Source organism: bacterium (genome assembly GCA_018814885.1).
In the GTDB taxonomy this organism is placed as follows: domain Bacteria; phylum Krumholzibacteriota; class Krumholzibacteriia; order LZORAL124-64-63; family LZORAL124-64-63; genus JAHIYU01.
The window spans coordinates 1-13,709 of the sequence record JAHIYU010000006.1 but is presented as its reverse complement, the minus strand read 5'-3'; the positions used below and the strand labels follow the sequence as shown (position 1 = coordinate 13,709).

The window sequence follows — 13,709 nt, the reverse complement described above, 5'->3', positions numbered from 1 at the left end:
GTACGGCTCGCCGGCCTGGAAGCGCTTGGTGTCGGTGGTCGCACCCGACAGGCCGTCCAGGGGGCTGCCGGGGCAGCCCGCGAACTGGATCTGGTAGGTGATGTCGAAGAAGCTGTCGACGGCGAAGTCGCCGCTGGGCAGCTGCGTCAAGGTGCACTGTCCGGGGCAGGGCAGTCCGAAACCGTCGCCGGCGATGACGATCAGCTCGCAGAAGTCCGGATCGCCGTAGAGCTCCCCCTGCAGGTAGAACGTGGTCTGGTCGAAGGTCTGGACCGGGTCGCCGGGCGTGCGCGGGCCGGTATGCACTTCGCAGGCCACCGGGACGGCCATGCTGCGCGTGTAGCCGGTCAGATCTCCCGTGCCGGTGAGTACCCAGTACAGGGTGGCGTCGAACTGCTGCACCTCGCCGCCGAGGGAGCCGCCCAAGAAGGTGACCACGTTGTAGTAGTCGGTCAGCGTGGCGTCGATCTCGATGGTGGTGCCGGGCGGCAGGCCGTCGATGATCACCATCTGGCCGGCGTACCCTTCGGGGCAGGCGGGGGGCAGCTGCACCGTGCCGCTGCCGTCGTCCGGGAGAAAACAGGTGGCGGCCGGCGCGGACGCGGCCAGCAGGAGCAGCGCGCAGGTCAGGGCGAACTGGGCTCGGATGGTCATGATGGTCTCCCTCGCTCGGATCCGACTGGAACTGATAAGTCATGATTGATTCTAGCACATCTGTTTGCGCGGCACGGGAATCTTACGCGCCCGGGACGGCGCCGCGCGCCCTTTGTCGTTGGAAGCGCCGCGCGGCTGGTATAGAGTGGGCGGGCGCGCGAGCCCAGCCCCAGCCCCAGCCCCCAGCCCCGGAGGATCTCCATGCCCCTGCTGCTATCCCGCAAAGACGTCGAAGCCGTGCTGTCGATGGACGCCTGCCTGGCCGCGGTGGAGACGGCCTTCAGCGAGCTGGCCCGCGGCAACGCCGACATGCCCCAGCGAACGGTCATCTCGGTGCCCGGGCACAAGGGCCTGTTCCTGGGCATGCCCGCCCACATCGGCGGCGACGACGAGGTGCTCGGCCTGAAGGTCGTGACCGTCTATCCCGACAATCCGGGCAAGGGCTTGCCGACCATCTTCGGCACCCTGCTGCTCTGCGATCCGACCTCGGGCCGGACGATCGCCATCATGGATGCCGGCTACCTCACCGCCGTGCGCACCGGCGCCGCCAGCGGCGTGGCCACCCGGTACCTGGCCCGGGAGGACAGCAAGGTCTGCACGATCTTCGGCGCGGGGGGGCAGGCCCGCAAGCAGCTCGAGGCCGTGCACCTGGTGCGGCCCCTGGAGAAGATCTACGTGCTGGACACGGTGACCGGCACCCGCGACGCCTTCGTGTCCGAGATGGGGGCCCTGCTCGGCGTGGCGATCGAGGCCGCCGAGGACGCCGAGGCCGCGGTCAAGGCGGCGGACATCGTCGTCACCGCCAGCAGCTCCCCCGTGCCTGTCTTCGACGGCGACTGGCTGCGTCCCGGCACCCACGTCAACAACATCGGCTCCCATTCGCCGGGCGCCCGCGAGCTGGACACCCGGACCATCGTCCGCGCCAAGTTCGTGGCCGACCTGAAAGAGGCCAATCTCGCCGAGGCCGGCGACATCCTGATTCCCATCGCCGAGGGCGCCGTCACCGAGGAACACATCCACGCCAGCCTGGGCGAGATCGTCGTCGGTGCGAAGCCCGGCCGCGAGAACGACGAGGAGATCACCGTCTTCAAGTCCTGCGGCCTGGCGATCCAGGACGTGTCCTCGGCGCGGGTGGTCTACGCGGCCGCCCGGGCTGCGGGCGTGGGGCAGGACGTGGAACTCTGAGCCAGATTCGCGACTCCGGGCTGGTGGCGGTCAATCCAGCGGGATCGTGCGCTTGGCGATCTGGTCTTCCTCGGTGCCGAGAGGGCAAGGACGACAGCCGCTCGGGGACGGTCGGCCTGCGTCGTCGCGGCCGGAGGGGGCGGGCCTTGCCGATCGCCGGGATCCCCGGCGCCCACCCGGATCCGTTACCAGATTTCCGCATCGACCACGCGCGAGTACAGCAGCGCATGGCCCTCATCGTTCGGGTGGATGCCGTCGCCTGCGTCGTATTGCGGCAGGATCATGCCCTCGGGATCGACGAGCCCGTTCCAGAAGTCGATGGCGTGGTCGCCGTAGACCGCGAGCGTGGTGTCGGTCATGGCGAAGAGCTGATCGCGCTGGGCCTGGGTGGGGAAATTGCGGGGCTGGGCCGTGGAGAACCAGATCTGCACACCGCCCGCCGCGGCCAGCGTGTCGACCGTTTCGTAGTTGGCCATCTGCTCGGCGGTGCTGAAGCCGTAGGCCACGTCGTTGCTGGGCAGGTTGACGATGATCGCCCAGGGTTCGTAGGTCAGCGCCGCGGTGATGTTCTTGCTCGGGTCGGGCGTGGGCCGGTCCGGCGGTATGTCATGGCCGGTGGGCAGGATCTGGTAAGTCGAATAGCCGGCCGCGGCCAGGTTGACGACGGCCGCCGCCGGATTCCGTCCCTGTAGGTAGGAGAAGTAGAGTCCGGCCCAGGAAAATTCCTCGGATGTCGCGCCCGCGCCGGCGGCCGTGGACGAGCCCAGCACGACGATCAGGGGCGCGTCAGCAGCGGTGATGCGGATCATCGCCTCGCCGATGAACTGTCCCGGATGATCCGCGGCGAAGTCCCACTGGATGGACTTGCCGGTGCCTGGCGTGACACCGTCGCCCACGTCGCCATACTTGGTCCAGGTCGCCAGCCCCCATGTCCCGCCGCCGTCGGCAGAGGCCTGCATGGAGACCGTGAGCGCCGGGCTGTCGGGATCGGCCAGGTCGTAGGTGATGTCCACGATGCCCGAGCCGTCGGTGCGCTGGGCGAAGACCACGTTTGACGCGACCGGGGGCTGGGGCGCGGCGCCCAGTCCGCTGAGGACCAGCGAGTAGGTCTGCGACCCATTCGCCAGGGTTCCCTTGTGCGAGACGATCACCCGGTACGGCCCGCTCTGGGGCACGCCCACCTCGATCTTCTCCGCGTTGTCACGGAAGTTGTCGCCGGTCATGGCGGCGACGGTGTAGCCGGCGGGATTGAGGATCCAGGGCTCGTGCACGAAGGCGTCGCTCGCCCGCTCGATGCGTAGGTCGAGGTCGTTGACGAGCATGGCGTCGGTCGGATCGAGCGACCACGCGGGTGGCGTGCCGGGAGGATCGGTCCAGCAGAGCGTCGCGACCACGGGTTCGTTGCCGTCGCTCCACAGGACGAGCGTGTCGCGCTCGCCCTGGGACAGCGATTCCTCGGTGATGCGCTGCGCGAAAACGGCGTCGCCGTCGATGGCCTCGGCCGCGGACAGCGCGTTGAGAAGTCCCCAGCCGTGCCGGTAGTCGGGTCCGTCGTTGCTGCCGGCCTCGTCCGCGGTGTGGATCACCACGGCCTTGAGGGTGGACGACAGGGCGGTCTGCGCGGCGTGGGTGTCGCGGTAATGCTGCGCCAGGGCGTGGATGGCGCCGGCGGCGTTGGGCCCGGACATGGACGTGCCGCTGAAGCTCTCGTAGCTGGTGTCCGATTCGATGTAGGTGCTGTACAGCTCGATGCCGTTGGCCACGATGTCCGGCTTGATGCGGCCGTCGTCGGCGGGGCCCCAGCTGCTGAACGAGCTCATGACCACGTCGGACGGCTGGGTCCAGCCGCCGGGGATGTCGTCCACGGCGCCGATGGTCAGGATGTTCTTGGCGTTGCCGCGATAGGGGAGCGTGTCGTAGCCGTAGGTGGCCTCGCCGTCGTAGTCGCGCAGGTCGGTGCTCCATTCCCAGTCCTCGAGCACCGGATTCCAGTAGTAGTGGCCCGGGGTTTCCGGGGCGGGGCCGTAATCGTTGCGGTCGTTGCCGGCGGACTTGACGATCAGGTAGTAGGGGGCGTCGTAGGCGATCTCGTCCCAGTCGCGGGTGCCGCTCGAGTAGAAGCCGAAGCCCGGGTCCTCGGTCGCGCTGACGTCGACGTCGCCGAACCAGTACCAGTTTCCATCGGTACTGTTCCAGAGCCAGCCGGCCACGAACGCGTAGCTGTGGTTCGAGATCAGCAGGCCGGTCGCGCCCGCGGCCGCCATCTCCAGCTCGTCGTCGACCCAGTCGTAGCTGTCCAGGTAGGCGGCGAAGCTCATGCCCTTGGCGTTGGGATCGACGCCCGCCGCGACCAGGATGCCGCCCACGTGGGTGGCGTGGAAATGCACGTCCGGCGAGGCGTCGACGACGGTGACGCGGCCGCCGAATTCCTGATGGGTCGTCATGACCGCGCCGGCGTCCCACATGGCCAGTTCGCCCGCGACGTTCGTGCCGTCCTGGTCGAAGCCGCTGGAGCCTCCGGGCCACACGTGGTCCAGGCTCACGGTCTGGGCGGCGATCAGGTTGGTCGTCCCCAGGAAGAGGGGTCGGCCGTGGGCGTCGATGCCGATCAGCGCCAGGCTGCGGTTGCGGTTCAGCGCCCCCTGGGGGCCGGTGACGCGCGCGCGCAGATCCTCGTAGAGGGGCGTGCGCCGGGCCTCGGCCCAGGCCGAGAACGCGGCGGCCTTGGCCTGCAGCGCGGCGACGTTAGTGCCGGGTATGGCCCGTGCGCGCCCTTCGGCGCCGTCGGCGCACGCGGCGGTCAGGGAGATCAGGACGATCAGCACGAGGACGGTCGGGAGGCCGCCGCGGCGGGTCGGTCGTTTGCGCATGGCGTGCCTCCTCATCGGACCAGGGTCAGGCGTGTGATCATGTTCGCGGGACGAAACGACCCGTCGCCGTTGCGGATGTTCAGACGCGCGATGTACGCGCCGCTGGCGACGGGAACGCCGTCGTCGTCACGGCCGCGCCACGTGACGTCGTGCGCGCCGGCCGGCCAGGTCCCTTCCGCCAGCCGCGCGATCTCGCGGCCGCGCATGTCGTACACGGACAGGCTGATGTCCGCCGCGGTCATGAGTGCGAAGCCGATCCGGGTGCTCGGATTGAAGGGGTTGGGGGCCACCGGGCCCAGCGCATCGGCCGACGGCATCGGCGGCGCGGCCGTGCCGCCGTCGCGGATCTCGAAGAAGGCGCTGGTGTCGTCGCCGGCCATGCCGAACCGGTCGGCCGCCGCGACGACCACGCGCGCCTGGGTGGTGGGGACGCCCGTCACGGTCCAGGACAGCTCGTAGGTGCCGTCGGGATCGGGCAGCAGCGTCTGCTCGTCCAGCAGCGCCTCGCCGTCGAGCATGCGCACGGTGACGGGCGTCGCCGCTCCGTTCCAGCTCTGCTCCGCGATGGTCCACTGCAATGATTCGGTCTCGGTGATCGTGAAGATCTCCCCGCCGGCGGGGTAGACGACCGCGACCGCGGGCTCGAGGCTGTCGAGCGTGTCCGGGCTCGAGACGGCGGTTGCGGTCAGAGCGACCGCCGTGGCCGGCATGACCGTCGTGGCCAGCGCCAGCAGCGCCGCGATCGCTCCACGCATACCTCCAGCGGGCTGGATGCATTCCTTGGACATGAGAAACTCCTTGTGTGCACGTGGCCCCGGCGGGCTGGATGCGCGTCGCATACGGGGGATCGGGCGGCGGGAACCCTACCCTGTTATCAATCTAATGATACCACAGCGGAGTGGCATCCCGGCCGTCAACAATGGGCGTGCACGAATGGGGCGAACGTTCCCGGCGGATCCGTGTTAGAGTGTCGCCGCTACGGCTTCGTCGCGTGTCCAGCGGAGGGAGTGAACATGATCATCGAAAAGAGGATGCTGGTCCGCCTGGCGCTGCCGGCGCTGGTGTCCGTCCTGGCGGCCGCCGGCTGCAAGGACACCCGGAACGTGGGCGGCGAGGCCGGCGGGAGCGGCGCCGGCTCCGGAATCGCGGCGCGGGAGGCGCCGCACGCCAATCCCGACCTGAAGCATTTCCCCATGCCCGACGTGCTCCCGGGGCAGGAGCTGGTCGTGGGCGCTGCGGAGATCATGCCCGAGATCCAGAAGCCCGCCACCGGCGGCGTCTGCCCGGTGACGGTGACCGTCCGCGGCGACACGACGGAGGTCACGATCCTGTCCATGAGCATCAACTGTTGTACCGAGCGCGTGCGGCCGTCGGTGGCGGTGACCGGCGGCGTGGCCGAGGTGCGCATCTGGGAGTACATGACCGACGTCTGCGAGTGCTTCTTCATGCGTTCGGTGCGTTTCCGCCTGGCGCCCTTCGATCCCGAGGGACTGGCGTTCCGCATCTACGCCAACGACCACACCACGCCCTGCGGCGAGGGGGCGGCGCTGGCGGGGAGCGGGATGCCGGACTGATCCGCCGCCGCTACGGGGAAGAAGAGGGCGACCGCCGCGGCGGCCGCCCTCTCTTCCCTGTCGCACGGTGTGCGCTACTTGTCGCGGACCATCTTGGTGTCCGGCACCTCGGATTCGACGGTGTCCACGTCGATGATGATGCCGGTCTGCGAATCGATGTTGAAGACGTGCCACCCTTCCATGCCTGCCACGTTGTAGACGTGGTAGTAGGTCTTGGAAGGATTGGCGTCGCCGCCCCGATAGACCTTCACGATCGCGTTCTCGGTCGTCACGGTGTTCGAGTAGTTGTCTACCCAGTACTCATAATGACCGGTGGGACCGTCGGTCAGGAACGAGATGCGAATGTTCTCCGGCCCGTAGCTGGAGGTGTCGTCCAGGTCCAGGGAGGTGCCCGGGATGGGGGAGTTGCCCTCGCCGTCGCTGTGGTAGTCCAGGTGGTTGAAGGGCTGCTGTGCGTCGTAGAGGTGCGAGTCCAGGTCCGTGGGTACCGCGCCCCAGGTCAACTCGATGCGGTAGGCCACGCCGTACAGCTCGGCCAGGAACTCCAGCCAGCGGGTGTTGGTCGTGAAGTCGAAACCGCTGTATTCGGCCGCGTGGTTGTTGAACTCGGTGGCCGTGCGGGGCAGCCAGATGGCCACGCCGGAGAGGCCCTCCGCGCCGCCGATGTTGCCCGCGGTCTCCTCCACCAGGAAGGCGGCGTCGAGAGAGACGGCATCCGCGGCGTCGCGTACGGTCGCGGGGATGTTGCCGGTAGTGGCCTCGGAGACCTTGTCGAAGAAGTCGATCAGGTCGCCGTTCTGCTCGTAGGGCTCGAGCGTGCCGACGGTGCCCGGAGGCGCCACGCGGCGCACGGTGCCCAGGATGGCCTCGATCTCGCCCTTGAAGATCTCCCAGTCGTCGTGGCCGAGCGCGACGTTCGCGAAGTTGCGGATCTCCTGCTCGACGTCGTTGTACTCGCTCAGGTCGTAGCTGGCGCAGAACGAACTGCTGGGCGCCGTCTCCACGGTCACGGCCTTCTCCGCGGCGGTGCTCGCGTTGGGGTTCCCGTTGATCGCGGCGATCAGGTTGGGGAACTTGTCCGCGTTCTCGCTGCCGTAGCGCACGGTCTCGTGGGAGACCATGTAGTCGAAGTACTCCTTGGAGACCGATGCCACCTCGATGGCGCCCATCAGGCAGCCCTGGTACCAGATCACGTCCAGCTTGCCGCCGACGAGGGACTTGACGTCGCGGTAGACCCGCTCGAGCTCGAACATGTTAAGGCCGTCGCCGTTGTCGTAGCAGATGGCCTTGGCCGGGTCGTCGTAGTCCAGCTCGTTGGGCACGGCGTGGCTCTCGTTGAACCAGCTGCCGCCGTGGTTCGACAGCACGATCATGTAGCGGTCGGCGGGGAACTTGGTGATCCCCCAGATCAGGAAGTCGTAGAGCGTCAGGGCCTGGCCCATGTTCAGTTCGCCGTAGTCGGCGTCCACCGTCACGGTGCCCGGGGTGCAGATGTAGCGCTTGCAGTCCGCATAGCCAGCGCCGTCGTCGCCGTCGAAGAGCACGCCGGCGTAGGTGTCGCCGTCCATGGCGTTGGCGATCTCGTTGGCGTACTGGGAGCGCGTGCCGGAGAGGCCGCCCTCGCCGTCGGCGTAGACCAGGACGGTCCAGTCCTTGGTGTCGGGCTCGTCCTGGACGGTGAAACCGACCCAGTCGCCGGGGCCGCTGTAGCCGTCGAGGAAGTCCTGGCCCTTGTCGTAGAGCTCGTCGCCGTCGACGTCGATGACCACGTCGTACTGGCCCGGGGTCAGGGGGGCCGGCCAGATCAGGCGGCGGCCCGCGTTTGTGCAGCCGTACTGGACGGTGTCGCCCAGGGGCGTGGTGACGGGGGTCAGGGGATCCTGGTCGTTCCAGGTGGCCTGGTGGGGCACGATGTACCACTTCACGTAGCGGTTGCCGCCCAGGTTGCGCATCCTGGCCACCGGGTTGACGTAGACGTAGACGTTCTCGTCGGTGTTGAACAGGTCGCGGTAGACGTAGCGCACGTCGGAGGAGAGGCGCTCGACCACGTGGCCGTTGATCAGGACCTTGGCCACGTCGACTTCCTGCACCACGAAGCCCACGCCGATCTTGCCGTCGAGGTAGTCGCCGGCGTCGTAGACGTTGTTGCGGTTGACGTCGATCACGACGTCGTAGGCCGCGGTCCCCTCGCCGATCACGGGCGACTGCCAGATGGGCGTCGGGGGAATCACGCCGCCGGCCGCGAAGGTCAGCTCCTCCACCGACTCGGTGTAGTCGTAGAGGTACATGCCGTAGGCCCAGTCGTAGCGGTTGGGTGCCACGTAGACGTGCACGACGTCGCCCTCGGTGCCGTTGCCGGCCGAGAGATAGAGAATGTTCCCCACGTCGATGTTGTTCAGGTGCGCGCCCGTCGCGTCACAGGGCTGGTAGAAGACGTTGACGGGGGCTTCGACCGTGATGTCGAAGGTGATGTCGGTGTTCACCACGTTCACCGTGTAGGTGCCGGGCTCGGGATCGTAGAGGACGGACGAGGCGTCCATCTCGCCGTTGGCGTCTGTGGTCAGCTGGTAGGTGCCGATCAGGGCCTTCGTCTGGTCCGACACCTCGATGGTGTAGAGCGTGTTGGGTGTCAGGTCGGCCAGCGACAGGGAGACCTGCTCGTAGGAGTCGAAGTCGGTGGTCTCGGATCCGTCGTCGCCGACCAGGGCGGTGGTGCCCGTGGGATCGGGGTTCGGATCGGGGTCGGGCTCGGCGGGATCGTCACTGCTGCAGCCGAGGGCCAGCGCGAAGGCCAGGGCGGCGAGGAGCAGCAGGAGCTTGGCAGAGATCTTCATGGTTTCCTCCCATGCAGAAGACGTGACACAATGCGGGAAAAGGATGCGGTGTTCCGAACTGTCGTCGGCGGCATCACTTGGCAAGTATAGGTCCACACTTCGCCGTCTTGCCATAGTTTTGTCCATGAAGTGGCTGGTGATGTAATGCATGGTATTGCAATGAGATACGAGAGCCCGCTTTCTCGCCGCGGCGCGCCGAAAAGACGACCCTTTCACCTCTGGAATAGCGTTATGGTCATGTTGGCGGCTGCTTTCGTTGCAGGTTCGGGGGTCGGAGCCATCGCCCGGGACCCCGCTGACGAGTTCACGGACCGGTTCGTCGAGGGCGAGGAGAACGTCTACGCGGACGGCCCCGAGATCCGGGATCCCTTCTTCGAGTTCGTGACGCGGATCGTCGAGAACGATTCCCTCGGCGTCTGGAGCCGCGACGATCTGAGCGCCTACGTGGCGGCCTCGGGCCGCCCGACCAAGTTGCCCATCGACAGGGTCGTCGCCTTCTCGCGGCTGGGCGACGGCAAGACTTCGCGCCGCGTGGTGAGGCTGGAACTGGACGGAGATCTCGAGCTGCCCCTGCCGTACAGCATCCTCGGCTACCACCCGGGCACCCTGTTCGTGTCGCATGTCGTCGTGGCCACGGAGATCGACCTCCACGACGCCATGTTGCGCGTGCCGGACGACCAGGGCCGGACGGTGCGGTTCTGGGCGAGCGGCATGAAGGCCCTGGTCCTCGGCGAGGGGTATGTCGTGCTCGACGTGGACGGTCTGGTCGATCGCCTGCTCGGCGGGAAGCTCGACGACACGTGGATGGAGGGCTTCCTGCTGGCGCGCGTCCGGGACGCTCCCGTGCCCGGCGACGACGGGCTCAACGGTCTGGCCCTGGGCCGCTCGCGCGAGGGGCGGCCTCTGAGCGGCTCGTTCGATTTTCGCCGCGACAAGGTGCTGCCCAACAACCGGCCCGTGGCCAGGGCCCTCGCCCTCTACGCCCGTCGCCTGGTCACCTTGCACGAGAAGCGGGCGTGGAGCCGGCAGCCCTGATCCCCCGGCTCGCAGCGACCCATGGTGACAGTCATCCCCCACGGTGTTAGTTTGAGCGGATGAGCGAACAGGACCCGTTCGACAGCTTTCACGCGATTCTCGCGGGCCGCGTCCAGGGGGTCGGCTTCCGCTGGTTCGTGCAGCAGGCGGCGGCGCGGCGCGGGTTGACCGGCACGGTGCGCAATTTGCGCGATGGGAACGTCGAGGTTTGGGCCGAGGGGAAGCAGGAGGCGCTGGTCGAGTTCCTGGGGGTGATCGCGCGCGGGCCGACCCACGGCCGGGTGGACCGCCTGCATCTGAGCTGGGGCGGCGCCTCGGGCCGCTGGGACGACTTCCACATCACGACATGACGTCCGGAGGCGGATTCTTGGACGACGGCAAGCTGCTGGTGGCGGTCGATGTGGACGGCACGCTGCTGAACACCGAGTTCGAGGACGTGGTGGATCCGCGGGTGTGCGCGGCGATCGCGGGCGTCCGCGACGCGGGCCACCTGTTCGCCCTCTGCACCGGCCGCAACCGTCGCTCGGCCGCCCACGTGATCGCGTCCGCGGCCGGCGCGCTGGACGGCGTGCCGCAGATCCTGCTCAACGGCGCCATGGTCATCGACGGCGGGCGGGGGCGCGTCCTGCGCGCGGCCGGCCTGCCGCGCGACATCCTGCGTCGCCTGGTGGAGCTGTTCCGCGCCCACGAGGTCATGCCGCTGATGTTCACCGAGGACGACGCCGGCGGCGGCGTGACCATCGAGCGCCAGCCGCCCAACGGCGTACTGGACCGCTATCTGCGGCGGCGCGGCGAGAAGGTGGGGGCGGTGCGCGAGGTCGACGACCTGCTCGGGCATCTGCCGCCGGCGGCCCTGGAGATCGGCACCATCGATTTGGCCGACAAGGTGCGGGAGCTCGACGCGGCCATCCGGCGGGACCTCGGCGACGCGGTGCAGATCGTCAGGACGGAAACCCTGCTGGCCCGGGACGAATACCTCTGGCTCGAGGTGTACCGGGCGGATTGCACCAAGGGCAGCGGCCTCGCGCTGCTGGCGGATGCGCGGGGCGTGCCGCGGGAGCGCATCGTGGCCATCGGCGACAACTACAACGACCTTGATATGTTCGCGGCCGCCGGTCATCGTGTGGCCATGGGCAACGCGCCGGACGAGGTGCGGAGCGCGGCGGACCGCGTCGCGCCGCACGTGGCCGAACAGGGTGCGGCGGTCGTGCTCGAGGAGATCGCCGCGGGCCTCTATCCGGTACGGGGCGCCGCGCGGCAGGAGTCTGGCGACAATCCGGGAGGAAATCCATGCGCCCCGTCCTGATAACCGCCGTCCTGCTGCTCGCCGCGATCGCCGCGGTGGGACAGGGCATGCGCGATTCGTCCTCGGTCGTGTCCGTCAGGGCGCCGGCCGCCGTGAGCGCCGACGTCGGCGAGACGGTCAGCATCACCGTCGGCATCGACATCGACAAGGGCTGGCATCTCTACGCCCACGGCGACACGGTCTACTACGGCATCTCCGTCACTGGCCTGGACACCGTGCCCCTGGCCGCAGTCGCGGTGGACTATCCCGCCGGGCACAGGGGCAAGTTCCTGGGAGAAACGGTCACGCTGCTGGCCGGCAAGGAGGAGCTGACCATCACGGGCGTGCTGATGGCCGAGCTCGACGCGCCCCTGGCCTTCGAGCTGGAATGCCAGGCCTGCGACGCCAAGTCCTGCCTCGCCCCCGCCTGGATCCCGTTCGAGGTGGCCGTGCGGCCCAAGGAGTGAACGCGCCATGAGAACCGCAGTGCTGACGACGATCGCCCTGCTCGTGCTGGCCGCCCCGGCCGTCCGGGCCCAGGACTGGGACAAGTTCGAGTTCTCGGCGACCGAGCTCCGCGACGGTCTCTGGTGGCTCCGCGGCGCCGGCGGCAACGTGGCCATGAGCACCGGTGACGACGGCGTGCTGCTCGTCGACGCCGACTACGAGCAGATGGGGGACAAGCTGGTCGGCTTCGTGCGCGCGCGGACCGGCGCGGCGGCCGCCTGCGTGGTGTCGACTCACTGGCATTTCGACCACGTCGGCGGCAACGAGGCCCTGGCCGGCGCCGGTGCCGTGATCGTCGCCCACGAGAACGTGCGCTGGCGCATGGCGGTCGAGCAGCGCATCGAGCTGCTGGAACACGTGCAGCCGCCTTCGCCCGAGAAGGCCCTGCCCGCGATCACCTTCACCGACTCGTTGACTCTGTACTGGAACGGCGAGCAGATCGTCGTCTTCCATCCGGGCGGCGCCCATACGGACGGCGATGCGGTCGTGCACTTCCGCAAGGCCAACGTGATCCACACCGGCGACATCTTCTTCAACTGCGGCTACCCCTTCATCGACACGTCCTGCGGCGGCGGCATCGACGGCATGATCGCCGCCGTCGAGACGATCCTCGGCCTCTGCGACGCGGAGACCTTGATCGTCCCCGGCCACGGACCGCTCGCCCGGCGCGGGGACCTGGAGACCTACCTGAAGATGCTGGCCGATTTCCGCGCCGCGGCCGCGCCGCTGAAGGCCGCGGGAATGTCGCTGGAGGAGGTCCAGGCGGCGGGCGCCACCGCCGGGCTGGACGAGAAGTGGGGCCAGGTCTTCTTCCCGCCGGACCTGTTCACCGCGATGGTCTATCTCACCCTGGACCGGTCGCGGCCGTAGAGCGCCTTGACCTGTCCGAAGGTCAGCGCCCGGTTGGGCAGGCCCAGGTCCTCGAGGGTGAGCTCGAAGGCGCAGGCCGCGCCCGCGTATCCGTCGACCACGAGGTAGAAGTCGCCCGCCAGGGCGCCGGAGGTGACGATGCCGTCGTCGGTCACCTGCATGCAGCCCAGGTTCTCGTCGCAGGCGTCGAGGACCGCCAGGTCGAGATCGCAGGCGCCGCTCAGGCTGACCGCGAAGAAGTGCGGCGCGCCCAGGTGGAGGTGGTGGACGACCTCGCCGCCCGTTTCGTTCCAGTCGCTGCAGCCGTACCGGGTGACGTTGTCGGGCAGTCCCGTGTTGTCGCCGACGTAGGTGCCGTCCAGCTCGACCTCGACCGCGGCGACGCAATCGAGCGCGGCGGAGGCGGCGGTGGCGCCGAGCGTGAGCGCCGTGTACGTCATGACCGTCAGGAAGCTGGTCACAGTGCGCATGGATACCGACCTCCGGGCGCGGCGAACCTGTTTCATTCCAATGGCAAGAAACGAGTTACGGGAGCGGCGCGAGCCGCTCCCGGATGACATAACAAGAATCGTGCAAGACAGGGGTCTGCGGTCCGGTCATTCCGGATTGTTCATGTAGATGGTCTTGATGACGCTCCAGGAATTGTGCTCGTTGCCTTTGCCGTAACCGGGGATCTCCCTGTGCCCGACCAGCTGGTACCTCATGTCCTCCACCGCGGGGTCGGCGGCGACGTCGATCTCGCGCACGAAAAAGACCGGCTCATCCGGCTGAAGCGTAGTTGGCCTCGTGCAGGGCATAGATCTTTAGCTTGAAGAACTCGGGGTCACGGAAGCCATAGGCTTGCCTCTGCATGAGTTTGATTTTGGTGTTTGTTCCCTCCAGGGCGGCGGTCGAG

At 68.3% G+C, this 13,709-nt stretch carries 14 protein-coding genes; 7 read left to right on the top strand and 7 right to left on the bottom strand.

Annotated elements, in window-relative coordinates; genetic code table 11:
- On the bottom strand, window positions 1-654 hold a 654-nt coding region (locus tag KJ554_00370; protein MBU0740784.1), incomplete at its 3' end, for a hypothetical protein.
- A gap of 201 nt (window positions 655-855) precedes the next feature.
- On the opposite strand from KJ554_00370, the gene KJ554_00365 reads away from it, so the two are divergent.
- Window positions 856-1,839, top strand: a complete 984-nt coding sequence (locus KJ554_00365; protein ID MBU0740783.1) for an ornithine cyclodeaminase — start codon at window positions 856-858, stop codon at window positions 1,837-1,839.
- Window positions 1,840-2,024: 185 nt separating this feature from the next.
- Here KJ554_00365 and KJ554_00360 read toward each other — a convergent pair whose 3' ends face one another.
- Window positions 2,025-4,709 (bottom strand): S8 family serine peptidase, encoded by a 2,685-nt coding sequence (locus KJ554_00360; protein ID MBU0740782.1) that lies wholly within the window; start codon window positions 4,707-4,709, stop codon window positions 2,025-2,027.
- An 11-nt stretch (window positions 4,710-4,720) separates the two neighbouring features.
- A complete protein-coding gene (locus KJ554_00355; protein MBU0740781.1) occupies window positions 4,721-5,497 on the bottom strand; it encodes a hypothetical protein in 777 nt (258 codons plus the stop codon).
- 225 nt (window positions 5,498-5,722) lie between these two features.
- Between KJ554_00355 and KJ554_00350 the strand changes: the two genes are divergently transcribed.
- A complete protein-coding gene (locus KJ554_00350; protein ID MBU0740780.1) occupies window positions 5,723-6,283 on the top strand; it encodes a hypothetical protein in 561 nt (186 codons plus the stop codon).
- Window positions 6,284-6,357: 74 nt separating this feature from the next.
- On the opposite strand, the gene KJ554_00345 is transcribed toward KJ554_00350, so the two are convergent.
- A complete protein-coding gene (locus KJ554_00345; protein MBU0740779.1) occupies window positions 6,358-9,117 on the bottom strand; it encodes a hypothetical protein in 2,760 nt (919 codons plus the stop codon).
- Window positions 9,118-9,348: 231 nt separating this feature from the next.
- Between KJ554_00345 and KJ554_00340 the strand changes: the two genes are divergently transcribed.
- Genes KJ554_00340 through KJ554_00320 form a run of 5 tightly spaced genes read left to right on the top strand, consistent with a single transcriptional unit; the run spans window position 9,349 to window position 12,814 of the window.
- Entirely contained in the window at window positions 9,349-10,152 is an 804-nt protein-coding gene (locus tag KJ554_00340; GenBank protein ID MBU0740778.1) for a hypothetical protein, read from the top strand.
- A 59-nt stretch (window positions 10,153-10,211) separates the two neighbouring features.
- Window positions 10,212-10,502 carry an acylphosphatase gene (locus tag KJ554_00335; protein MBU0740777.1) on the top strand — a complete coding sequence of 97 codons (291 nt, stop codon included), beginning with the start codon at window positions 10,212-10,214 and terminating at the stop codon, window positions 10,500-10,502.
- A gap of 17 nt (window positions 10,503-10,519) precedes the next feature.
- Entirely contained in the window at window positions 10,520-11,458 is a 939-nt protein-coding gene (locus KJ554_00330) for an HAD-IIB family hydrolase (protein MBU0740776.1), read from the top strand.
- Complete coding sequence (locus KJ554_00325) at window positions 11,443-11,904, top strand: protein-disulfide reductase DsbD N-terminal domain-containing protein (protein ID MBU0740775.1); 462 nt, start codon at window positions 11,443-11,445, stop codon at window positions 11,902-11,904. The genes KJ554_00330 and KJ554_00325 overlap by 16 nt, the downstream gene beginning before the upstream one ends.
- Before the next feature lie 7 nt (window positions 11,905-11,911).
- On the top strand, window positions 11,912-12,814 hold the full coding sequence (locus tag KJ554_00320) for an MBL fold metallo-hydrolase (protein MBU0740774.1): 903 nt from the start codon (window positions 11,912-11,914) through the stop codon (window positions 12,812-12,814).
- Here the strand turns inward: KJ554_00320 and KJ554_00315 are convergent.
- The 3 genes from KJ554_00315 to KJ554_00305 form a co-directional block, all read right to left on the bottom strand.
- On the bottom strand, window positions 12,784-13,284 hold the full coding sequence (locus KJ554_00315; GenBank protein MBU0740773.1) for a hypothetical protein: 501 nt from the start codon (window positions 13,282-13,284) through the stop codon (window positions 12,784-12,786). The genes KJ554_00320 and KJ554_00315 overlap by 31 nt on opposite strands.
- A gap of 126 nt (window positions 13,285-13,410) precedes the next feature.
- The gene (locus tag KJ554_00310) at window positions 13,411-13,560 is read right to left on the bottom strand and encodes a hypothetical protein (GenBank protein MBU0740772.1); all 150 of its coding nucleotides are present in this window, start codon (window positions 13,558-13,560) and stop codon (window positions 13,411-13,413) included.
- A gap of 13 nt (window positions 13,561-13,573) precedes the next feature.
- Window positions 13,574-13,709, bottom strand: a 136-nt coding sequence (locus KJ554_00305; protein MBU0740771.1) for a transposase, incomplete at its 5' end; no start/stop codon positions are given.

What these genes read in the sequence shown, in the direction of transcription:
- KJ554_00365 (MBU0740783.1), top strand. Translation starts at nt 856, where the DNA reads ATGCCCCTGCTGCTATCCCGCAAAGACGTCGAAGCCGTGCTGTCGATG.
- KJ554_00360 (MBU0740782.1), bottom strand. Translation starts at nt 4,709, where the DNA reads ATGCGCAAACGACCGACCCGCCGCGGCGGCCTCCCGACCGTCCTCGTG.
- KJ554_00355 (MBU0740781.1), bottom strand. Translation starts at nt 5,497, where the DNA reads ATGTCCAAGGAATGCATCCAGCCCGCTGGAGGTATGCGTGGAGCGATC.
- KJ554_00350 (MBU0740780.1), top strand. Translation starts at nt 5,723, where the DNA reads ATGATCATCGAAAAGAGGATGCTGGTCCGCCTGGCGCTGCCGGCGCTG.
- KJ554_00345 (MBU0740779.1), bottom strand. Translation starts at nt 9,117, where the DNA reads ATGAAGATCTCTGCCAAGCTCCTGCTGCTCCTCGCCGCCCTGGCCTTC.
- KJ554_00340 (MBU0740778.1), top strand. Translation starts at nt 9,349, where the DNA reads ATGGTCATGTTGGCGGCTGCTTTCGTTGCAGGTTCGGGGGTCGGAGCC.
- KJ554_00335 (MBU0740777.1), top strand. Translation starts at nt 10,212, where the DNA reads ATGAGCGAACAGGACCCGTTCGACAGCTTTCACGCGATTCTCGCGGGC.
- KJ554_00325 (MBU0740775.1), top strand. Translation starts at nt 11,443, where the DNA reads ATGCGCCCCGTCCTGATAACCGCCGTCCTGCTGCTCGCCGCGATCGCC.
- KJ554_00320 (MBU0740774.1), top strand. Translation starts at nt 11,912, where the DNA reads ATGAGAACCGCAGTGCTGACGACGATCGCCCTGCTCGTGCTGGCCGCC.
- KJ554_00315 (MBU0740773.1), bottom strand. Translation starts at nt 13,284, where the DNA reads ATGCGCACTGTGACCAGCTTCCTGACGGTCATGACGTACACGGCGCTC.